The organism is Candidatus Arthromitus sp. SFB-mouse-Japan, assembly GCF_000270205.1.
Lineage (GTDB): Bacteria > Bacillota > Clostridia > Clostridiales > Clostridiaceae > Dwaynesavagella.
On record NC_015913.1, the window covers coordinates 197,945 to 220,049 of the forward strand.

The following is a 22,105-nucleotide window of genomic DNA, read 5'->3' on the forward strand; positions in this document are numbered from 1 at the left end:
AAAAAGTAATGACATTAATTAATAAATATTTTATACTTAAATTCAAGTTTTAAATATATTATTATTAAGTATATTTATAAAATATTTGTAACATAATTTATAATATATAAGAACTTAAGGTAAAAATTTGCTTTAATACAAGGGGGGTAATCTTATGAAAAAAATAAATAAGGGAACTGCTATTGCAGCAATATCAGCAATAGGCATAGCATCAGTTGTAACTATAGCAGGAGTTGTATCTAAAACTTTAAAGAGAAATTTAATTAAGGATTTAAATGATTCTGACTTTAAAGATTTTAATTCATATGGTAAATGTTGTTCTTCAAATCATAATATAAAGGATGATTCCTATGATGAGGTTTTAAGACATAGAAAAGGTAGATATTATCAAAAAATGGGAATGTATTAATAAGGTACTTGCATATGCAAGTACTTTTTATTTTTTACGTAATAAAAAATAGTATAGTGAGGTAAGATAATCGTATGTTTACTTTTGTTATTTAGGATGGTGAATCTTGTTAAGTGTAAGGAGAATATTAGGAAAGGTACTTAAGTTATCTATTTTATCAATTATGTTGATAATAATTGGAATCTTAATATTTATAAATAAAAATATTAAAGGAGCGGTAATTTCAAATGGTTTTTTTAATGAGTTTCCTAAAATTCATGTTGATTTTAATGAATGGGATGATAGAGTTGATGTATTTCAGATAAATAGGGAGTTTGCTAGGAGCTTTTTTCTACCGTATCCTAATCGTGAAACTTTATTGATGGATGTTAAGAATGAACCATTAAATAGTGTAAGGATAAAAGATTCTGATAATATTAGAGTTTTAAATGGTAAATGGAGATTTTTTCACTTGATTATGCACCAGAAGATAGAAATTTAGATTTTTATAGGAGAGATTATGATGTATCTAGTTGGGAATATATAAATGTGCCGAGTAATTGGCAAATGGAGGGATATGATTTCCCCATATATGTTAATTTTAGATATCCTTGGACTGGATTTGAAAATTTAGAATTTTATAAGGCTCCTAAGATTTTTAATCCTGTTGGTAATTATAGGAGAGATTTTTATGTAGATGAATCTTGGCTTGATGATAAAGTTTACATATCATTTCAGGGTGTTGAATCTTGTTTTTATTTATGGATAAATGGAGGATTTGTTGGATATAGTGAGGATAGTTTTTCACCTAGCGAGTTTGATGTTACCGATTTTTTAGTATGTGGTAATAATTCTATATCTGTTCAGGTTTTTAGATGGTGTGATGGAAGTTTTATTGAAGATCAGGATTTTATTCGGTTAAGTGGAATTTTTAGGGATGTATTTTTATATAGAACCCCTAAGATACATATTGCAGATTTTGAGGTTATAACTAAAGCGGATGATAACTATATGAATTTTGATTTGTTAGTTAATATTAATATGCTCAATCACATTAATGAGAATAGGAATTATACCATATCGGCCGTTATATTTGACGAGAAATGGAATTTAATAAATAGTGTTGAGAATATGGGTAATTTTGACAGGAATTATCCATATAGAGATGCTATCAAGAGTGATTTTAGTTTATGTTTGAATATAAAAGAGCCTAATAGATGGTCGGCAGAGGAACCTAATTTATATAATTTAATAATTTCTCTTAAAAATGATTTGCTTAATGAAACACAATCAATACATACAAGGGTTGGATTTAGAGCATTTGAGATAAAAGGAAATAAAATGTACATAAATGGGAAACCGATTTTGTTTAAGGGTGTAAATAGACATGAAACTCATCCATTAAAAGGAAGGGCATTATCTACACTGGATATGGAATTCGATATAAGAGAGATTAAGAAAAATAATATAAACTCTGTAAGAACTTCACATTATCCTAATCATCCTTATTTTATTTCATTATGTAATGAATATGGAATTTATGTAGTTGATGAGGGTAATATAGAGGCACATGGCGTTGAGGGTGAGATACCTGGGAATAAAGAGATTTGGAAGAATGCATGTTTTGATAGAATTAATTCACTTGTAGAGAGAGATAAGAATAATCCTAGTGTTTTAATATGGTCTCTTGGAAATGAGAGTGGAGGAGGAAGTGTATTTAGAGATTTATATAATTATGTTAGTTTAAGAGATGGAACCAGAGTAATACACTATGAAGGCGAGAGAGATGAATACTATGCAAGTGATGTTGTAAGTAAAATGTATGTTAAAATAGATGACATTGAGAAACAGAGTAAATATATGTATCACAAGCCTTATATTTTGTGTGAATATGCTCATTCTATGGGAAATAGTGGTGGAAGTTTAGATAAATATATTGAAAAATTTGAGAGTATTGATAATGTTCAGGGAGGATTTATATGGGATTTTATAGATCAAGGAATTTATAGAGATGTTCCTGATATGGGTATTTTTATTAATTCTCATAGTATATTTCATGGAGATTTTGAAGGATATATAGAAAATGGATACAAAGATAAAGGGTATAGGGGATGTATATTCTATGATAATGTTAGTAATTTAAAGTTTGATGAATTTACCATAGATTTAAAGGTAAAACCAAGTGTATATGAGGGAGAAGGATGTGTTTATCTAAAGAAAGGTAATGAATTTGGATTAAGGGAAATTATGAATTATGATAAGTCTAATAATAGGGCTGTTGAATTTTATGTAAGAGATAATTCTGGGATATTTGAGACAATTGTATTTATAACACCTAAGGATTGGGTGAATAATTTTCATAGTGTAAGTGCGATATATAAAAATAAGATTATGAGATTATTTATAGATGATAATTTGGTTGGAGAGAAGACATTTAATTATAATATAGCATATTTCAAAGATGGTATTCAAATTGGAGGAAATGATGGTTATACTCACTGTGAAAGTATGAATGGGATAATAGATGAGGTTAAGTTATTTTCTAAAGGAATGGATATAGAGGAATTACGTAAAAAGAGTTTTTATAATATAGATGCTACAAGGATAATATGGAATGATTTTGATAATGAGAGAAATATGATTATGAAAAAATTATCCAGAGATAAATATTTGGCTACGGGAGGTGACTTCAATGATTCTCCAAATGATTCTGCATTTTGTGCTAATGGTATATTGTTAGCATCTAGAAAGATTAAACCACAAGTAAGTGAGGTTAAGTATGCATATCAAAATATAGATATTAGGGATTATGATATTTTAAATGGTAAAGTAATTATTAAAAATAAAAACTTATTTAAAAATTTAAGAGATTATATATTGAAATGGGACTATTTAGTTGATGGCAAAATAGTAAGAGGAGATACAGCTATAGTTAATGTTGATCCCATGAGTGAAATTATATTTAATGTACATGATATGGATAAAATTAAGGATTTAAATGGAAAAGAATTTTTTTTAAATATTGGATTTGTATTAAATGAAAGTACAAATTGGGGTAACAGGGGGTTTGAAATATCAAGGAATCAATTAAAAATAAACTTAGATAATTTGTTTTATGAAGTAGGTAATGTTAGCAAGGTAGTTCAAAATTTTATGATTGATGATTTGTCGGATAAATTGGAAATTAAATCTAAAGAATATTATATTGGATTTAATAAAATATCAGGTACTCTCCAAAATTATAGGTATAAGAATGAGGATTTAATAAATTCTGAATTATATGTTGATTTTTGGAATCCATTAAATGATAACGAAAGATTATGTAATATATATAATAAGATAGTATTCTGGAAAAATATATTTAATAGAAGTAGGAATAATAGTTACAATATTTTGCATGAAGATGGTTGTATATTGGTAAAATTTTACAAACCAATCTATGATTTAAATAATTCAGTTCTTATTACAACATATAAGATAGATGAGTACGGGGAAATTAGTATTGAGCTATATATGGAGTTATTAAAGAATGGTATACCGCATGCTAGGTCAGTAGGATTTAAGATATTTATACCTACTAATTTTAAAAATATTGAGTATTACGGAAGAGGACCATTAGAAAATTATAATGATCGAAATAAAGGTAGTAATTTAGGAGAATATAAAAGCGATGTAGATAGTCAATTTACAGATTATATGACTCCTCAAAGAACAGGGAATATAACAGATATTAGATGGATAAATTTTTATAGGAACAATGGTATAGGTATTAGAATCAAATATATTAATGAATTTCTTCAAATAAATGTTAGTTCATATAATGATGATGAATTTGAGAAAAAACATTCTTATCAAATGAATAAATATTCGTCAATTATAGTAAATGTTAGATCAAAGGATTATGGAAGCACATTCGAAAGTTTTGAAGATGAATGTATTAACTATATTGATAAAAATCATATATATAATTTTTCATTCAAATTATCACCTTTATTAACGGATAATGTATTAATTAATTGAACACTGAATCTTGAATTAGAATATAAGTCCATTGTTTTAATTAATATATTTATTTAATTCGATATATATGATATATGGATTTTTTATAAGTAATAAAGTTTAATTTATTTATATAGTATACACGTTTTAAGGTATTACGATCTATTAGTGAGCCAATAAAATCAAACATCATATTATTTTCTAGTATATGCCTTGATATCGTATTCGAATCTTCGACTAGAGAATATATTTTATTTATATTTGTATTATTAAATATATAATTTAAAGTATTAAATATTGCTTCACACATAAAACCATTATTTCTGTAATGCTTTATCATAAAATATCCAAGTTCATTAACTAAATTCTCATTTATATATCTAGGAATAATAGATAAAAAACCTATTGGTATTAAACCATTATTAAGTTTAATTATAAAATATCCTAATGAATTGAAACAACGTATTTTATCATTATGTGAAATAAATTTTTTAATTTGATATTTGGATGCATGCTTAGGTATAGGCATATTTAGTTCGTGATCAATATTTTTTAATATATAAGATAAACTTTTTTCACAAATAGGTTCTATAAGTAAATTTGAAGTTTGAATAATCATAATTAGTCCTCAAAGGTATTATGAATATATATTCATAATACCTAATTCTAATCAATATTTTATTATGTACTAATATAATAACTATATATTAAAAAAATACAAAAATCAATTTTAAAATTTATATAATATGATTATTTTTTCAATATATAGAGGAAATATTTTATAAATTATTAAAATAAAACGTTTACATAATATTAGATTTTAATTATATAGATTATCTAAATAGGTTTAATTGTCATTTTAATAAAATAAAAAATAATTTTTATACAAATTACTAAAAAAAATGAGTTAATTAATATGATTTATTGCTATATAACTAATATAGAATGATTAAAAGATTTTAATTAGTTGGGAGGTTATAAAAAATATGAACAATAGAAAGTTTTTTGTTGTGTTCATTTCTATATGTGTTTTGATTTTTTCTTAGTAGGTTGTAATTCTATTGTACCCACTTAAGAAAGTACACTTAATAACAATCTAAATTCTGTATGAGTAGTTGAGGGAATAGAATTAGAAGCTGGTATGATTACTGATGAAAGATCTATTAGTGATAAATATTTTAATGGTATAACTTATAAGGGACTGGCAAATGCTTAAGGAATATTTTAGAATTGACCTTTAGGCGTTTAAACCTAAACAAGATACAGATTTCATATCTTATATTTGGATATTATCAAAAAATAATGATTTGATTATAGATGTTGGATATAAGTTAAAGGAAGCTATTATCGATGTATCTAAAAGGAATATTTAAGTTAATTATGTCATGATAGATGATGTATTGGAATATAACAAAGTTTACAATATTAATTTTAAAGGATAATAAGGATCGTTTTTAGCTTATATGGCTACAAAGACTAATAAAGTTGGTTTCATTTGAGGAATTGATTCTCCGTTGATTAAAAAATTTGAAGTTGGATTTGTTGATAGAGTTAAAAATGTTAATACGGAAGTAAGAGAATTTAGGTATGCAGCTACATTTTTAAATATATCTAGAGGTTATGAAATAAGTAAGTTTATTTTTGGTGATGGTGTTGATATGCTATATTATGTTGTTGGAGATATGGGTATAGGTATATTTAGAGATTTAAAAGAAACTGGAAATTATTGTATTGGTTTAGATCAAAATTAGACACTTACATTTTCCGAATATGAAGATGTAATACTTACTTTAATGATTAAAATTTAGATATTACTGTATATGATGTTGTAAAACAAACTTTAGAAAATGGATTTGTTGGTACTAATGTTGGATTAGGATTAAAGGATGGGGCCATATCTTTAGTTGAGAATAAAAATAGAAAAGTTAATCAAGAAATATTAGATAAAGTTGAAGAGTGTAGTAATAAGATAAAAAATGGAGGGATAGTTGTACTTAAAATTATTGAAGAACTTAAAAATTTTAATATGTAATCCTGAGTGATTTAAAGCTACTTTTATAAGAAGAGAATAGTTTTTTTATAAAAGTAGCTTTTATTATTAAAAGAGGTTATGAGTATGAGTGATAGAGTAACAATTATAAGGAAGGGAGAGCTTATCGATACCTTAAATACCAAAGATATATCTCATAGAAGAACTTGCAAATCTTGTGGTAGAAATACCAGTTGATCTCAATGTATATATTTAAAAACCAAGGTAACTTGAAGATGTATTAAGTATTCGAAGTTTAATGGTAAAAGATAATAGGAGTATAGATGTGATTAAAGATTTAAATTTAGATGTTAAGTTTGGAGAAATATTTGGGATTATTGGAGTTGATAGTAATTGACAAAGTGAATTTGTAGAACTTTTAACTAGTATAAGAAAATGTTGTGGGGATGAGATATTATTTGATGAAGAAAGTATTAAAAATTTATCACCAAAGAAGGTCATAATAATAATTTAGTAAGTATACCGGATAATAGGCATAATGTGAGATTAGTACTTCAACATTCTTTATATAAAAATTCAATTCTAGAAATGTAACACTTAAGTAAATTTTTAAAAGAGATTTTTATTGATTATGGGAAAATAAGAGATCATGCAAAAAGAATTATAGATTAATTTGACGTGAGAACGATAAGTGATAGGGTGAAGGTCATAATTTTATTCGGAGGTAATCAACAAAAATTCATAATATGTAGAGAAATTTATAAAAATTCTAAATTTATGATGTAGTGTAACTAACTAGAGAACTTAATGTAGGCTCTATTGAATATAGTTACAAAATACTTATAGAGAAAAGAAATAATGGTAAGGTTATTTATTATAGCTTTATTAAATATTAAATTTATCTAATAGGATAGGAGTTATATATAGTGGAAGTATTCTTAGAATTTTTGATATGAAAAAAGTGGATAAGAATGGGATATTAATGACAGGAAGTGTGGTTAATGAATGAAAATTATAAGGTTAATAATATACTCAAGTCTATTATTTTTTCTTTATTATTTATAGTTATTTTTTGTAATGTGCTTCACAACAAAGCGGATTTATTGAATCACTTACATTACTTTTAAAATCTTTTTAGGATGGTAGTTTTAGTAGCTTATTTAGTTTATCTGAAACTCTAGTGTATACAACAACCTACATATTTACTGGATTTGATCATTTGGATGCATTTAAAACAAATTTATTTAATATAGTCGTTGAAGGACAATTTATTATGGACATTTTGGGTGATGTAATAATTAAAGTAGTACTAGTTATACCTATGTTTATATATTTGAGTTTAATTATTTTAGGGAATAATGATAGCTGGATCTTTATACTGGCGTATTTAAAAGTAAAGTTAAATTTAAATGAGGTTGTTAATATTATAATGATGAATTTTATAGCTATGAATGTTTTGAATTTATATATAAGTACTTTCTTAAAAGAACCGGGATGTTACTTAGATTTATTAGTGATGAATCATTTAGAGCTAATTATAGATTTGTTATAGGCATTGTACTTGTTGTAATTGTATATTTTTTTATAAATAATACACGTGTTGGATATGAACTCAGAAGTGTTGGATATAATAAATATATATTCGGATATGGTGGAATTAATATTAAAAAATTTATAATAATTTCCATGGTAATATCTGGACTTGTAGCTGGATTGGTAAGGATATATTTGTTCTTGGGATTCAGTATAGAGTATCTAAACTTTTTAATTTTTTAAATTATGGTTTTGGTGGTATAGCTGTAACTTTAGTTGCTAGGAAAATCCTATAGCGATAGTTTTAATATCTTTATTGTTAGGTGCATTGAATGCATCTGCCTTAGAATTGCAGTTTAATATAATACCTAAAGATATTGTTTTTTTTGCGCAAGCAGTTATAATCTTGTTTATATAAGGTAAGTATTTATTTAAATATATTATAATAGGTTTAAGAAAAGAGGTGTAAAATAGTAGGAAATACATATTTTTAGACTTTATATTTATCATGGTTACAATGCTTAGATTTGCAACTCCACTAATATTTGCATCTATAGGAGCAGTTTTTTCTGAAAATATAAAGTTGTAAATATATGAATAGAAGGAATGATGGTGATGTGAGCTTTTTGGAGTTTGGGGAACCTATATATTAGGAAGTTCTATTGTAATAATTTTAATGCATTATTTGTTTGTGGGTATTACAGCAGTTATACATGGAATATTGAGCATATTTTTAAGAGTGAATCAAAATTTATCAGGGATTGGTATAAATTTATTTGCAACATCTATAACAAGTTATTTGGATCTCGGGGTCAAACAGATACAGTTAAAGTGGTACTGTATTCTAAAGAAATGTTTGAGAATATACATATTGTATTAAAATTATTGTCTAAATTAAATTAGTTTGTAATAGGTGCACTTGTAGTTATTGTATTATTACGGTTCATTTTATATAAGATTAGTATAGGGATAAGGGCGCTTGGTGAACATACAAAAGTTATAGATACCTTAGGAATAAATGTTTATGAAGTTAGATTTGTATGTGTGGTATTATCGGGAGTTTTGGCATGGCAACATTCTATATTGCTAATATAAATTTGATTAGAGTTGGTATAGTTAATTGAAGAGGATATATAGCCTTGGTTGCTATGATATTTGGTAATTGGAAATCATATATAACTTTTATGCATGTGTGATTTTTTCTTTATTATAAAAAAATTGGGTTAATGTATCTACAGAGATATATTATATGTTACCATATATATTGACCATGGTTGCGCTTATATTTTTCGCAAAGGAATAGTAATTTTCCATTATCTTTAGGAGAATTTTATGAAAAGGGTAAAAGATGATTTTATAATTGATAGAAGGGACTAATTTATGAGAAAATTATATGTATTTATTTTTATAGCAATATTTTTAATTATGAGCTCTTGTAGTGCTAATGGATATGATGTTATTTATATTCATAGTGATGAATTTGAGACTCTTGCTGAAGAAAATTTTAAGTATAATATGGAAAAACTGTTGGATAATTTTAAAGTTTTGAATATACCTAATGATGAAGAATTTATAGAATATTTCAATAAATTATCAAATGAACAAAAGAATAATAAAAATATATTTATTGTATCTGAAAAATTTTCAAATGTAGACATTTCAGATAAAATAGATAAAGTTATTTATATAAATAATAAGTTTAATATGGATATAAATAACTTATTGATAGATCAAAAACCTGTAAGTTATTTGCTAGGTATAATAAGTGGATTGGTGACAAGAAGAAACAGTATATTTATACTTTATTCAGAAGATTATGTTGATCATAGAGAGATTATTGATGCATTCATTACTGGTGTTAGGGAAGTTAATCTAAGAGCATATGATTCATTATCGAGTTTAGAAAATGTTAAATGTATAACACTAGATAATAAGGAGGAAATACAGGAGATTATCAACAGTGAAAGTGATATTGTATTTAATTTATCTAAAGAAGATATTATTGTTGATGATAAGTTTTTATTTGATTTAAATATGGATAATATTTCTGAAAATTTAGTAAGTATTTTATATGATTATGGGAGTTTTATAAATATACTTGAAAGTGGAAAAATTGCAACTTACTCAATTGGAATACACGATGAAAGTATAAAATTTAATCTGACTAATTTGCCTGAAGAAGTAGTTAATATATTTAATAAATATTTAAATAATATTAATTAGATTATAATAGGGTTTTAGAATCTATGTTCTAAGACCCTATTTTTTGTTTGTATATAAAAAATTATTAGTTATTAAAAATAATTATTTAAAAAATTAATTTTATGTTTTATAATTTATGTTATAAATTTATTTAAAAATATCATTGATTTCGATATTTTTAATATGTTAATTAAATAACAAAGAATATTTTTAACCATTCAGTTAAAGATATTAGTATATTTATTAGAAATTTAGGAGGAATTCTAATGGTTAAAATAGGGATTAATGGTTTTGGAAGAATAGGAAGAAATGTATTTAAGGCTTTACTCGAAAACTATGGAAGCGAACTACAGGTTGTTGCTATAAATGATTTGACTAATGCTAAAACTTTAGCACATTTGTTAAAATATGATTCACTTTTTGGAAAATTTGAAGGTACAGTTGAAGCTAAAGAAGATTCAATTATTGTAAATGGCAATGAAATAAAAATATTTGCAGAAAGAGAGCCATCAAATATTCCTTGGTCTAGTGTTGGATGTGAAATAGTAATTGAGTCCACAGGATTCTTTACTGATGGAGAAAAAGCTAAGGCACATATAAATGGAAGTGTTAAAAAAGTTTTAATTTCTGCTCCAGCTAAGAATGAGGATATAACTATAGTTATGGGAGTTAATAATGATAAATATGATCCTTCAAAGCATAATGTGATATCAAATGCTTCTTGTACAACAAATTGTTTAGCTCCATTTGCTAAAGTTCTTCATGAAAATTTTGGTATAGTTAAGGGTCTTATGACAACAGTGCACTCTTACACAAATGATCAAAAAATATTAGATGCACCTCATAATGATTTAAGAAGAGCTAGAGCTGCTGCTGAGTCTATGATACCTACAACTACAGGAGCTGCAAAAGCTGTTGCTTTAGTATTACCAGAACTTAAAGGTAAGTTGAATGGATTTGCATTGAGAGTTCCAACTCCAACAGTTTCTTGTACTGATTTAGTTGCAGAACTTTCAAAAGAAGTGACTGTTGAAGAGGTTAATGCGTCATTTAAAAAAGCATCAGAGACTATTTTAAAAGGAATTTTAGGATATGAGGAAGCTCCTCTTGTATCTATGGATTATAGACAAGATAAGAGAAGTTCTATAATTGATGCTTTGTGTACGATGGTAATAGAAGGCAATATGGTTAAAGTTGTTTCTTGGTATGATAATGAATGGGGATACTCAAATAGATTGGCAGATTTAGCACAGATGGTTGCTAAAAGTTTATAAGGAATGTATTTAAAGGTTGGTTTTATTTAAGATCAACCTTTATTGATAATTGGAATTTAAGGGGTAAGATATATGACATTTAATAAAAAGAGTATAGAGGATATTCAGTTAACTGGTAAAAAAGTTTTGATTAGATGTGATTTTAATGTTCCTATAGTAAACGGTAAAATAACTGATGAAAATAGATTATTAGGAGCGCTTGATACTATTATATATGCTCATAAGAATGGTGGGAAGGTTATACTTTGTTCACATTTAGGGAAGGCAAAAGGCCCTGATCCATCTATGAGTTTAAAGATTGTTGCTTTGAGACTTTCAGAACTTTTAGGTGTTGATGTAAAGTTTCTCCAGAGTGATTTGGTAATTGATGATAACATAAGAAGTGAAATAGATAAGATGAATAATGGTGACATATCACTTCTTGAGAACACAAGATTTAGATGTGAAGAAGGTAAATGTGAAGATAGTTTTTCGAAGGATTTAGCATCTATTTGTGATGTTTATGTTAATGATGCTTTTGGTACTGCTCATAGAGCTCATTGTTCAACAGTTGGGGTTACTAAGTTTGTAGATACAGCTGTTTGTGGATATTTAATACAAAGGGAATTGGAATTTTTGGGAGGAATGATTGAAAATCCTGAAAGACCTTTTGTTGCTGTTCTTGGTGGAGCTAAAGTTTCAGATAAGATAAATGTTATAAATAATTTATTAGATAAAGTTGATACTTTAATAATAGGCGGTGGTATGGCTTATACCTTTTTGAAAGCTCAGGGTTATTCAATTGGGATAAGTTTAGTTGAAGAAGATAAGTTAGAGTATGCGAAAGATATGATAGAGAAAGCTAAAATAAAAGGCGTTACATTGTTACTTCCAGTGGATCATGTTACAGGAGATAAGTTTTCAAATGATGCGATCAGAAAAATTACTAGCGATGAGAATATAGATGATGGATTTATGGGATTAGATATTGGAAATAAGACAAGTAAATTATTTGGAGATGCTTTAAGAAGTGCAAAAACAATAATTTGGAATGGACCTATGGGAGTTTTTGAATTTTCTAATTTTAATCAAGGAACAATAGAGGTTGCTAAAGCTATGGCAGAATCTGGTGCTGTAACAATAATAGGTGGGGGAGATTCAGCAGCAGCTGTTAATATTTTAGGTTTTGGAGATAAAATGACCCATATATCTACGGGTGGAGGAGCTTCTCTCGAATTGTTAGAAGGTAAAGTTTTACCTGGAATTGATGTTTTGAATAATAAATAATAAAGTAGGTGTATTTTGGTGAGAAAGAATATAATAATGGGAAACTGGAAAATGCATTTTACAATTGAGGAAACTGAAGAATTTTTAAATAGTTTGTTACCTAAAGTTAAGAATGCTAAAACTGAAGTTGTTGTGTGTCCTCCATTTACTTCTCTTGCTTTATCTTCAAATATACTTAAGGGTTCAAATGTAAAATTAGGTGCTCAAAATGTACATTTTGAGGAAAAAGGAGCATTTACTGGTGAAATTTCCCCAAATATGCTTAAGAATTTAGGAGTTTCTTATATTATAATAGGTCATAGTGAGAGAAGGATGTACTTTGGAGAAACAGATGAGACAGTTAATAAAAAGATCCATATGTGCTTAAAACATAAATTTAACCCAGTTTTATGTGTTGGAGAGAGTTTGGAAGAAAAAGAAAGTAATAACATGGAGAAAGTATTGACTCGTCAAATAGAAAAAGCCTTTTTTAATATATCTGAGGAAGATGCAAAAAAAGTTGTAATTGCATATGAACCAATATGGGCTATTGGAACTGGCAAGACAGCAACAAGTTCTGATGCTGATAATATAATTTCTTTTATAAGAAAAGTTATTAGTGGTATTTATAATAAAGAAGTGTCTGAGAATATAGTTATGTTATATGGTGGATCAGTTAAACCCAATACTATAAAAGAGCAAATGTCTATGGAAAATATAGATGGTGCTTTGGTTGGTGGAGCTTCTATAGTTGTTGAAGATTTTGAAAGGATTGTTAATTTTTAGGGGGAGCTCATTGTGGATAGAAATGCGTGTATTTTATTAATTTTAGATGGATTTGGGATATCACCAGATTCAAATGGTAACTCCATAGCTAGAGCTAAAACAAATAATATAGATAGAATTACTAGTGTTTATCCAAATGCTAATTTATATGCAAGTGGTATGAATGTAGGTTTACCTGATGGTCAAATGGGTAATTCTGAAGTTGGTCATTTAAATATAGGTACAGGAAGAATAGTATATCAGGAACTGACAAGAATAACAAAATCAATAAATGATAGTGAATTTTTCGAAAATGAAGATTTAATAAAAACTATGGATAATTGTATAAAAAATTGTAGTAATCTTCATATTATGGGACTTGCTTCAGATGGAGGGGTGCATTCTCATATTGAACATTTAAAAGCAGTTCTTAAACTTGCTAAGGAAAAGAATGTTAAGCAAACATATATACATTTGTTTACTGATGGAAGAGATGTTTCTCCAACCTCTGGATATACTTATGTTCAGGATATTATGAATTATATTGATGAAATATCATATGGAATAATCTCAACTATTTCTGGAAGGTATTATGCAATGGATAGAGATAAGAGATGGGATAGAGTCCAAAAGGCGTATGATGCTATAGTTCGTGGAATTGGAGAAGATAAAATCTCTAAAAATCCTGTTGATATTTTAAAAGATTATTATAAGGATGGTATAACGGATGAATTTGTTCCTCCAACTTTAGTAGAAAGAAATGGTAATATTAGAAATAAAGATTCTTGTGTGTTTTTTAATTTTAGACCAGATAGAGCTAGAGAACTGACTTATGCTATAACTGATAAAGGATTTAAGGATTTTGATGTCGAATATTTAGATATTACATTTTTATGTATGACAATGTATGATAAGAAATTAAAGGATGTATTGGTAGCATTTAAACCTGAAACTTATTCTAATACATTAGGAGAGTATTTAAGCAGTCAAAATAAGAAACAGTTAAGGATTGCAGAGACTGAAAAATATGCTCATGTTACATTTTTCTTTAATGGAGGTCTTGAACAATCGTATAATGGGGAAGATAGAATTTTAATACCTTCCCCAAATGTTAAAACTTATGATTTACAGCCGGAGATGAGTTTGCCTGAATTGACAGATACATTGATTGAAAAAATAGAATCTATGAAGTATGATTTTATAGTTTGTAACATAGCAAATCCGGATATGGTTGGTCATACAGGTAATTTTGATGCTGCTGTTAAGGCTATTGAGGCTGTTGATCTAGCTGTTGGAAGAATATCTGATAAGGCTTTAAGTTTAGGATATACATTGTTTATTACAGCTGATCATGGAAATGCTGAATGTATGATTGATGAGAAAGGTGGACCTATGACTGCTCATACTTGTAATAAAGTTCCTTTTATATGTGTTACAAGAGACTATGAAAGTATAAGAATGAAAGAAAGTGGTAAACTTGCAGATATAGCACCAACTATTTTGAGTGTGATGGAATTAGATATTCCATCAGAAATTACTGGGGAAAATTTAATCATAAAAAAATAGGAAATTATGGAGGTAAGTGTTAATGAAAAATTATGTGGAGATTGTTAATGTTCATGCTAGACAAATACTTGATTCAAGAGCTTTTCCTACTGTGGAAGTTGAGGTTACTCTTGAAGATGGGACAGTAGGAAGAGCTGCGGTACCATCAGGAGCATCTACTGGTGAGTACGAGGCTGTTGAGTTAAGAGATGGAGATAAGAGTAATTATGTAGGTAAGAGTGTTTTAAATGCTGTAAATAACGTGAATACAGTTATAGCTCAAGCTTTGGAAGGATTAAATATATTTGATCAAGTTAAGATAGATACAACTATGATAGAACTTGATGGAAGTGATAATAAAGGAAATTTAGGAGCCAATGCAACGCTTGGTGTATCTCTTGCTTGTGCTCAAGCTGCAGCTAACTTTTTGGGATTGTCTTTATATCAATATATCGGTGGATGTAATTCTAAAGTTTTACCAGTACCTATGATGAACATAATAAATGGAGGAAAACATGCTGATAATAATGTAGATTTACAAGAGTTTATGATAATGCCAGTTGGGGCAGGATCATTCTCTGAGGCATTGCAAATGTGTTCTGAAATATATCATTCTCTAAAGAAATTATTACATGATAAAGGTTTATCGACAGCTGTTGGAGATGAAGGTGGATTTGCACCAGATCTAAAATCAAATGAAGAGGCGATACAAATAATATTAGAAGCTACACAAAATGCTGGATATAAGCCAGGTGAGCAGATATTTATTGCTTTAGATCCAGCTTCATCAGAATTTTTCGAAGATGGAAATTATAATTTGGCAGGAGAGGGAAGAATATTAAGTCCTTCTGAAATGGCAGATTTTTATGTTGATCTAGCTACTAAATATCCAATTATTTCTATTGAAGATGGTATGGCTGAAAATGATTGGGAAGGATGGAGTATATTAACTAAGAAATTAGGAGATAGAGTTCAGCTTGTTGGAGATGACTTATTTGTTACTAATGTTAAAAGATTAAGTATGGGAATAAATAAAGGTGTGGGTAATTCAATACTTATAAAAGTTAATCAAATAGGTACTTTGACTGAAACGTTAAATTCTATTGAAATGGCTCAAAGGGCTGGATATACTGCAGTTGTTTCTCATAGATCTGGAGAAACTGAAGATACGACTATAGCTGATTTAGTTGTTGCAGTAAATGCAGGACAAATAAAAACTGGAGCTCCAGCAAGAAGTGAGAGAGTTGCTAAATATAATCAATTATTGAGAATTGAAGAAGAACTTGGATCTATGGGAGAGTATAGAGGAGTAAATGCTTTCTATAATTTAAAGAAATAATATAAGTGGGGTTTTGAGACCCCACATTTTTATTTTTGGAGGATTTTTACAGGATTTATATATTGAATAAAAACATATACAAATAGTTATAATTTTTATATATACTAATGGAAAAGTTAATTAAAATTTAAATGTTATTTATTTTAATCATTATTTGTGATATTATTTTTTTGGATATAAAAATACTTGTAAAGAAGTATGGTAGTACTTTTATAGGGAGAATATAATGAGTTTTATGATTAATTATGAACAATATTCTGTTATAGGAGATCCGGTATATCAGAGCATTTCTCCGTTTATACATAGAACTATTTTTAATTATTTTGATGAAACATATAAAATGTATTCTAAGCTTAAAATTACTTCTGATGGACTAGTGTATAATTTTAGTTTGTTGAAGAGTAATTTTCAAGGATTTAATGTAACTTCTCCTCACAAGATTAACATAATAAAGTATTTAGATGAGTTAGATGATTTTTCTAAGAAAATAGGGTGTGTTAATACTGTTAAGGTTTTAAATGGTAAAACTATAGGATACAACACCGATGCTTATGGTTTTTTAAAAGGATTCGAAGATTACAAAGACAAAGTTAGTGGTAAGGATGTATTGGTTTTGGGAAGCGGAGCTACTTCTAGAATAGTTATAAGCTCTTTAATTGATTTGGGAGCGAATGTATATGTGCGTGCTAGAAATACTGAAAAGTTAAATGTTCTCAAAAAGTTAATACATGATATGCACGGTGGATATGAAATTGATATTGATGTATTGGATAAAGTACAAGGTACATATTTTGGGTTGGTAAATACGACAAGTATAATGAGTAATTTAAATTTGGGTAATTTAGATGTTTTAAGTTTTGTTTATGATGTGAATTATAGTGTTAGAAAGCTTACAGATTTTTTGAGCAAATTTTTGAATAATAATCTAATGCTTATTGATGGTCGCGATATGGTTTTTTATCAAGCGATAAAGTCCCAAGAAATTTGGAGAGATTGTACTATAGATCAAGAGGATGTTTCTAATATATATAATGAATTTACAAAGATTTTTTCGGAGGATTAATTGAAAAAAGTACTTGTTATAAATGGGCCTAATTTAAATTTTTTGGGTAGGCGTCAAAATTATATTTATGGGAATGAAACCTTAGATGAGATAAATGATTATATAAAGTTAGAGGGAGAGAAGATTTCTATTTCTGTTGATTTTTACCAGAGTAATCACGAGGGAGAAATTATAAATAAAATTTATAATGAATTTGAAAATTATGATGGTTTTGTGATAAATGCAGGTGCATTTACTCATTATAGTTATGCTATATATGATGCTATATTATCTGTAGATAAGATATTTATAGAGGTTCATTTATCTAATATATTTTCAAGGGAGGATTTTAGAAAAAGGAGTGTTATATCCGAGGCATGTTTAGGTCAAATCTGTGGTTTTGGTAAGCATTCATATGTTTTGGCACTTTATGCTTTAAGAGAAATATTTTAGAGGTTTGGAATGGATTTAGAAGTTTACAGGAGCAAAATTGTTAATTGTGATTATAAGATTTTGAAGATACTTGAGCAGAGATATAATTGGGTTCTTAAGGTTTCTAATTACAAAGAAAAGAATGGAAAACCAATTCTTGATAGGAAGAGAGAAGAGGATATCAAGAATGATTTTTTGAAAAATATGAACCATACATATTTTAAAAAATATCACGAAGAAGAATTTGAAAAGATTATAAATATAATAATGGAAGTTAGTCGTGATATACAGTATAGGAAAATTTATAAGAAGAATATTGTGCTTATTGGATTTATGGGTTGTGGTAAGACTACACTTGGAAGGATACTTTCAAGGAAGTTAGGCGTTAAATTTTTGGATACGGATTATCAGGTTGAAAAAAGATTGATGATGAAAGTAGGAGAGATATTTTCATCTCTTGGCGAGGAATATTTTAGAAAAATTGAGAGTGATGTAATTAGAAATGTTGCTAATGGATTTCGTGGGGTGATTTCAACAGGTGGAGGAAGCGTGCTTAATAAATCAAATGTTAAATATTTGAAGTCATCTGGAAAATTAATTTACCTAAGGTCCTCTGCAGAAAATATATTGTATAACTTAAATAGGAGTACTAAGGATAGGCCTCTTCTTAAGCAAAATTTAAATATAAATTATATACAAAAGTTTATAAAATCTAGGCATGAAATTTATAATAAAGTTAAGGATTATGAGATAAATATAGACGATATGTCTACAGATAAAATAATCCATTATATATCTAGAATAATGTAGGGAGGAATTTTGAGATGCAAACTTTTCTTTATACAATTCAGTTTATACTTGTAATTGGTATTTTGATTATTGTGTTGATGCAACCTAGTAAAGCTGATGGACTTAAGGGATTTATGACAGGATCTCAAGAAACATTCTTTAATAAAAATAAATCTAAAACAAGGGAAGCGAAACTTGTTAAAATAACGTATTTACTAGCGATATTATTTGCTTTAAATACGATTTTGATTAATATTCTATTATAGAATTTTTAGGACTTTATTTAGATTTTCGAATTTAAATAAAGTTTTTTTGTTTATGGAGGAAATTATGATTGAAAAAATATTAAAGTGTATTTATATAGATGATTTGAAATTAAATTATAAAGAAATGTTAAAGAAACTTAAGAGTTCTAATATAAAACTATTTAATAAGAGTTTAGATAAGCTTAAAAATGATGGAGTTATATTTAAAGATAAAGATGGGAGATTTGTAAAAAGTAAGAAGGAAGATATTTATTTTGGAGTTTATGAGGGTACTAGAAAAGGATTTGGATTCTTATTACTTGAAGAGGAAAACGATATTTTTATACCTAGAACTTCATTAAATGGATGTATGGATAGAGACACTGTAATTGTTAGGCTTATAGAGGATAAGTGCACTAGTATAAGGAAAGTTGGAGAGGTTATTTATGTAATTGAGCATTATAATAAAGAGATAATCGGAGAGTATCAGGACTCAAAATTTTTTGGATTTGTTATTCCAAGAAATTATAATATAAACTATGATATTTATATACCAAAGAAATATAAAATGGGTGCTAAAAGTGGGGATATTGTTTCTGTTAAGATAACAAAGTATCCAAGCGAGGGTAAAAAGCCTGAGGGAATAGTTAGTGATATACTTGGGAATAAGGACAGAAAAGATATTAATATGCGTGTTCTTATGAAGAAGTACAATTTAAAAGAAGATTTTCCTAAGGGAGTTTTAAATGAACTCAAACGTTTTCATATGGAGGTTATTGAGGATGAATTAAGTTCTAGGAGAGATTTAAGAGATTTACCTATTGTTACTATTGATGGAAGTGATGCTAAAGATTTAGATGATGCGGTTTATGTTAAAAGACAAGGGGAGGAGTATATACTTTCTGTACATATAGCAGATGTTAGTCATTATGTAAGATATAGAAGTGAGCTTGATAAGGAGGCTTTAAAGAGAGGAACTTCTGTTTATTTAATAGATAAGGTTGTGCCAATGCTTCCCAAAGAGTTATCAAATGATTTATGTTCTTTAAATTCTGGAACGGATAAACTTACTTTAAGTTGTGAGATGGTTATAAATAAGTCTGGTGAAGTAACTCGTTATGATATATTTGAGAGTGTAATAAGAACTAAATATAGATTAACTTATGACAATGTTCAGGATATAATAGATGACAATACAAATGAATTTTCTGATATATACGAGATGATTTTTAATATGAAGGATTTAGCAGAGATATTAAATAGTAGGAGAGAGCGTAGGGGAGCTATTAATTTTGATTTTCCAGAATGCAAGATATCTTTAAATGAAGATGGAGATGTTTTAGATATAAGTGCTTTTATGCGTAAATTTTCTCACAATATAATAGAAGAATTTATGCTTTTATGTAATGAGACTATTGCAGAGCATATGTTTTTTTTAAATTATCCATTTCCGTATAGGATACATGAGGAACCTGATATGGAGAAAATTATGAATTTAAGGGATATACTTCATAATTTAGATTATAATTTTAGGATTAATGATAAGGTGTATTCAAATCAAATACAAAAGGTGCTTATGCATTTTAAGGGTAAAGATGAGGAGATGTTTTTAAGTAAATTTATTTTAAGGAGTATGTCAAAGGCAAGATATTTAAAAGACTGTATTGGTCATTTTGGACTTTCGACTAAATATTATTGTCATTTTACATCACCTATTCGAAGGTATCCTGATTTAGTTGCTCATAGGATTATAAAATTATCTTTAAAAGGTGGTATAGGGGAGAGATTATTTAAAAATTTATCTGAAGAGGTCTCTATTTGTTGTGAGAATTCATCATTAAGAGAGATGGAAGCAGAGGAATGTGAAAGAGAACTATATGATATTAAAAAAGCTGAATTTATGAAAGATAAGATTGGTGAAGAGTATGCTGGAATAATATCATCATTGACGAGTTTTGGATTTTTTGTTGATCTTCCAAACACTGTAAGGGGGCTTGTTCATATTAATGATATGGAGGATGATGATTATTATTTTGATGAGGAGAGTATTTCTTTAATTGGAAGAGAGAATAAAAATGTGTTTAAGATTGGTATGAAGGTTCAAGTAAAGGTTTTAAATGTTATTTTGGAGAACAATGAAATTTATTTTGGGTTAAGTAGGTGAAAATCGTGAGTAAAAAATCAAATGTAATATCTAAAAATAGGAAGGCTTTTCATGATTATTTCGTTGAGGAGAATTATGAGGCTGGAATTGTTTTGGTTGGTACTGAGGTTAAATCTATAAGATCTGGTGGGGTTAATTTAAAAGATAGCTATGGAGTTTTTAAAAATGGAGAGTTATATATAATAAATATGCATATAAGTCCCTATGAGAAGGGTAATATATTTAATAGAGATCCGCTTCGTGATAGAAAGTTATTACTTCATAAAAAGGAGCTTTCGGAGCTTTTTATAAAAAATAATCAGGAAGGATATTCTCTTATACCTATTTCTCTTTATGTTAAAAATGGAGTTATAAAAGTAAATTTGGGACTTTGTAAGGGTAAGAAAAATTATGATAAGAGGGATTCTATGCTTGAGCGAGAACATAGAAGAGATATTGATAGAGCTATGAAGGAGAAATATAGGTAGTATAATTGAAAAAATATTTTTAAGGTGGTATACTTGTTAAGGATAATTTTTTTAAGGGGGCGTATTTTGGTTTCGACGGGGGTACTGGAGTATTTAAATAGCGAGTAGAGTTTTAGTGGATTCTCTTAAAAAATTTACTAAAAAAAGTAAACGACAAAAATTATTCTTTACAAGCTGCTTAATTAATAGCTAGCTTCATCTAGTTTGCGAGTCCTACGGCGTAGATGTAGGTGTAAAATTTAAGTAGGGAAACGAGCCTTAAAAAGCTTTGATTAAGGAACGGGATTTATGAAGCTACTTTATATAAATTTTGTTTATGGAAGTTATATAGGGGAATTTAAAACATAAACTGCACTCGGAGAAGTTTAAATATGACTACTTTCGGACAGGGGTTCAATTCCCCTCGCCTCCACCAAGTATGAGCGTTAATTTTAAATAATTAACGCTCTTTTTTATTTTTTAAATTAGATTAATGAAGTTTTATAAATATTAACTAATAGTGAATAAAATAAATAAAAAAATCAATAATAATAATTGTTTATTAAGAATTTAAATTAATTTTCTTATACATAACTAAAATGTTATGTTTCATGGACTAAAATGGAACTAATTCTGATTTTAAGTTTAGGGGGGAATTTTTTATATAGAGTATTTTAATGTTGGTTAATTATCTAAAAAAGGAGGAA

At 27.6% G+C, this 22,105-nt stretch carries 20 protein-coding genes and 1 other RNA gene; 20 read left to right on the forward strand and 1 reads right to left on the reverse strand.

Going from position 1 to position 22,105, the window contains the following annotated elements; translation table 11 throughout:
- Positions 1-154 precede the first annotated feature (154 nt).
- From SFBM_RS01005 to SFBM_RS01010, 3 genes are all read left to right on the forward strand, one after another.
- On the forward strand, positions 155-409 hold the full coding sequence (locus tag SFBM_RS01005; RefSeq protein ID WP_005807381.1) for a hypothetical protein: 255 nt from the start codon (positions 155-157) through the stop codon (positions 407-409).
- A 106-nt stretch (positions 410-515) separates the two neighbouring features.
- The gene (locus SFBM_RS08120) at positions 516-890 is read left to right on the forward strand and encodes a hypothetical protein (RefSeq protein WP_014017816.1); all 375 of its coding nucleotides are present in this window, start codon (positions 516-518) and stop codon (positions 888-890) included.
- A complete protein-coding gene (locus SFBM_RS01010; RefSeq protein WP_014017817.1) occupies positions 845-4,408 on the forward strand; it encodes a glycoside hydrolase family 2 TIM barrel-domain containing protein in 3,564 nt (1,187 codons plus the stop codon). The genes SFBM_RS08120 and SFBM_RS01010 overlap by 46 nt, the downstream gene beginning before the upstream one ends.
- 49 nt (positions 4,409-4,457) lie before the next feature.
- On the opposite strand, the gene SFBM_RS01015 is transcribed toward SFBM_RS01010, so the two are convergent.
- Positions 4,458-5,006 carry a GNAT family N-acetyltransferase gene (locus SFBM_RS01015; RefSeq protein ID WP_005807378.1) on the reverse strand — a complete coding sequence of 183 codons (549 nt, stop codon included), beginning with the start codon at positions 5,004-5,006 and terminating at the stop codon, positions 4,458-4,460.
- A gap of 895 nt (positions 5,007-5,901) precedes the next feature.
- Between SFBM_RS01015 and SFBM_RS01020 the strand changes: the two genes are divergently transcribed.
- The 17 genes from SFBM_RS01020 to ssrA all read left to right on the forward strand — a co-directional run bounded on the left by SFBM_RS01020 (position 5,902) and on the right by ssrA (position 21,834).
- A complete protein-coding gene (locus SFBM_RS01020) occupies positions 5,902-6,138 on the forward strand; it encodes a BMP family ABC transporter substrate-binding protein (RefSeq protein ID WP_005807376.1) in 237 nt (78 codons plus the stop codon).
- 1,458 nt (positions 6,139-7,596) lie between these two features.
- Positions 7,597-7,929, forward strand: a complete 333-nt coding sequence (locus SFBM_RS01025) for an ABC transporter permease (RefSeq protein ID WP_242821633.1) — start codon at positions 7,597-7,599, stop codon at positions 7,927-7,929.
- Positions 7,872-8,153 carry an ABC transporter permease subunit gene (locus tag SFBM_RS01030; RefSeq protein WP_007440715.1) on the forward strand — a complete coding sequence of 94 codons (282 nt, stop codon included), beginning with the start codon at positions 7,872-7,874 and terminating at the stop codon, positions 8,151-8,153. Before SFBM_RS01025 ends, SFBM_RS01030 begins: the two co-directional genes overlap by 58 nt.
- Before the next feature lie 726 nt (positions 8,154-8,879).
- Positions 8,880-9,005, forward strand: a complete 126-nt coding sequence (locus SFBM_RS08280) for a hypothetical protein (protein WP_369727692.1) — start codon at positions 8,880-8,882, stop codon at positions 9,003-9,005.
- A gap of 285 nt (positions 9,006-9,290) precedes the next feature.
- Positions 9,291-10,133 carry a hypothetical protein gene (locus SFBM_RS01040; RefSeq protein ID WP_005807372.1) on the forward strand — a complete coding sequence of 281 codons (843 nt, stop codon included), beginning with the start codon at positions 9,291-9,293 and terminating at the stop codon, positions 10,131-10,133.
- Between the two features lie 245 nt (positions 10,134-10,378).
- Positions 10,379-11,386, forward strand: a complete 1,008-nt coding sequence (gene gap, locus SFBM_RS01045) for a type I glyceraldehyde-3-phosphate dehydrogenase (RefSeq protein WP_005807370.1) — start codon at positions 10,379-10,381, stop codon at positions 11,384-11,386.
- 72 nt (positions 11,387-11,458) lie between these two features.
- Positions 11,459-12,652, forward strand: a complete 1,194-nt coding sequence (locus tag SFBM_RS01050; RefSeq protein WP_005807369.1) for a phosphoglycerate kinase — start codon at positions 11,459-11,461, stop codon at positions 12,650-12,652.
- An 18-nt stretch (positions 12,653-12,670) separates the two neighbouring features.
- Positions 12,671-13,417: a triose-phosphate isomerase gene (gene tpiA, locus SFBM_RS01055; protein ID WP_014017818.1), complete on the forward strand. Its 747-nt coding sequence runs from the start codon at positions 12,671-12,673 to the stop codon at positions 13,415-13,417.
- A 12-nt stretch (positions 13,418-13,429) separates the two neighbouring features.
- Entirely contained in the window at positions 13,430-14,962 is a 1,533-nt protein-coding gene (gene gpmI, locus SFBM_RS01060; RefSeq protein WP_005807365.1) for a 2,3-bisphosphoglycerate-independent phosphoglycerate mutase, read from the forward strand.
- 22 nt (positions 14,963-14,984) lie between these two features.
- Positions 14,985-16,280: a phosphopyruvate hydratase gene (gene eno / locus SFBM_RS01065; RefSeq protein ID WP_005807364.1), complete on the forward strand. Its 1,296-nt coding sequence runs from the start codon at positions 14,985-14,987 to the stop codon at positions 16,278-16,280.
- Between the two features lie 226 nt (positions 16,281-16,506).
- The gene (locus SFBM_RS01070) at positions 16,507-17,343 is read left to right on the forward strand and encodes a shikimate dehydrogenase family protein (RefSeq protein ID WP_005807361.1); all 837 of its coding nucleotides are present in this window, start codon (positions 16,507-16,509) and stop codon (positions 17,341-17,343) included.
- Positions 17,344-17,775: a type II 3-dehydroquinate dehydratase gene (aroQ, locus tag SFBM_RS01075; RefSeq protein ID WP_005807360.1), complete on the forward strand. Its 432-nt coding sequence runs from the start codon at positions 17,344-17,346 to the stop codon at positions 17,773-17,775.
- 9 nt (positions 17,776-17,784) lie between these two features.
- Complete coding sequence (locus SFBM_RS01080) at positions 17,785-18,564, forward strand: shikimate kinase (RefSeq protein WP_005807357.1); 780 nt, start codon at positions 17,785-17,787, stop codon at positions 18,562-18,564.
- Positions 18,565-18,578: 14 nt separating this feature from the next.
- Complete coding sequence (gene secG / locus SFBM_RS01085; protein WP_005807356.1) at positions 18,579-18,809, forward strand: preprotein translocase subunit SecG; 231 nt, start codon at positions 18,579-18,581, stop codon at positions 18,807-18,809.
- A gap of 64 nt (positions 18,810-18,873) precedes the next feature.
- A complete protein-coding gene (gene rnr / locus SFBM_RS01090) occupies positions 18,874-20,952 on the forward strand; it encodes a ribonuclease R (protein ID WP_014017819.1) in 2,079 nt (692 codons plus the stop codon).
- A 5-nt stretch (positions 20,953-20,957) separates the two neighbouring features.
- Positions 20,958-21,419, forward strand: coding sequence for an SsrA-binding protein SmpB (smpB, locus tag SFBM_RS01095; RefSeq protein WP_007441189.1), 462 nt, complete (start codon positions 20,958-20,960; stop codon positions 21,417-21,419).
- A 55-nt stretch (positions 21,420-21,474) separates the two neighbouring features.
- Positions 21,475-21,834, forward strand: a transfer-messenger RNA (tmRNA) gene (gene ssrA, locus SFBM_RS07850).
- Positions 21,835-22,105 lie beyond the last annotated feature (271 nt).

What these genes read in the sequence shown, in the direction of transcription:
- SFBM_RS01030 (WP_007440715.1), top strand. Translation starts at nt 7,872, where the DNA reads ATGTTACTTAGATTTATTAGTGATGAATCATTTAGAGCTAATTATAGA.
- secG (WP_005807356.1), top strand. Translation starts at nt 18,579, where the DNA reads ATGCAAACTTTTCTTTATACAATTCAGTTTATACTTGTAATTGGTATT.
- SFBM_RS01080 (WP_005807357.1), top strand. Translation starts at nt 17,785, where the DNA reads ATGGATTTAGAAGTTTACAGGAGCAAAATTGTTAATTGTGATTATAAG.
- SFBM_RS01050 (WP_005807369.1), top strand. Translation starts at nt 11,459, where the DNA reads ATGACATTTAATAAAAAGAGTATAGAGGATATTCAGTTAACTGGTAAA.
- SFBM_RS01015 (WP_005807378.1), bottom strand. Translation starts at nt 5,006, where the DNA reads ATGATTATTCAAACTTCAAATTTACTTATAGAACCTATTTGTGAAAAA.
- eno (WP_005807364.1), top strand. Translation starts at nt 14,985, where the DNA reads ATGAAAAATTATGTGGAGATTGTTAATGTTCATGCTAGACAAATACTT.
- rnr (WP_014017819.1), top strand. Translation starts at nt 18,874, where the DNA reads ATGATTGAAAAAATATTAAAGTGTATTTATATAGATGATTTGAAATTA.
- SFBM_RS01005 (WP_005807381.1), top strand. Translation starts at nt 155, where the DNA reads ATGAAAAAAATAAATAAGGGAACTGCTATTGCAGCAATATCAGCAATA.
- SFBM_RS01040 (WP_005807372.1), top strand. Translation starts at nt 9,291, where the DNA reads ATGAGAAAATTATATGTATTTATTTTTATAGCAATATTTTTAATTATG.
- SFBM_RS01070 (WP_005807361.1), top strand. Translation starts at nt 16,507, where the DNA reads ATGAGTTTTATGATTAATTATGAACAATATTCTGTTATAGGAGATCCG.
- gap (WP_005807370.1), top strand. Translation starts at nt 10,379, where the DNA reads ATGGTTAAAATAGGGATTAATGGTTTTGGAAGAATAGGAAGAAATGTA.
- SFBM_RS01010 (WP_014017817.1), top strand. Translation starts at nt 845, where the DNA reads ATGGAGATTTTTTCACTTGATTATGCACCAGAAGATAGAAATTTAGAT.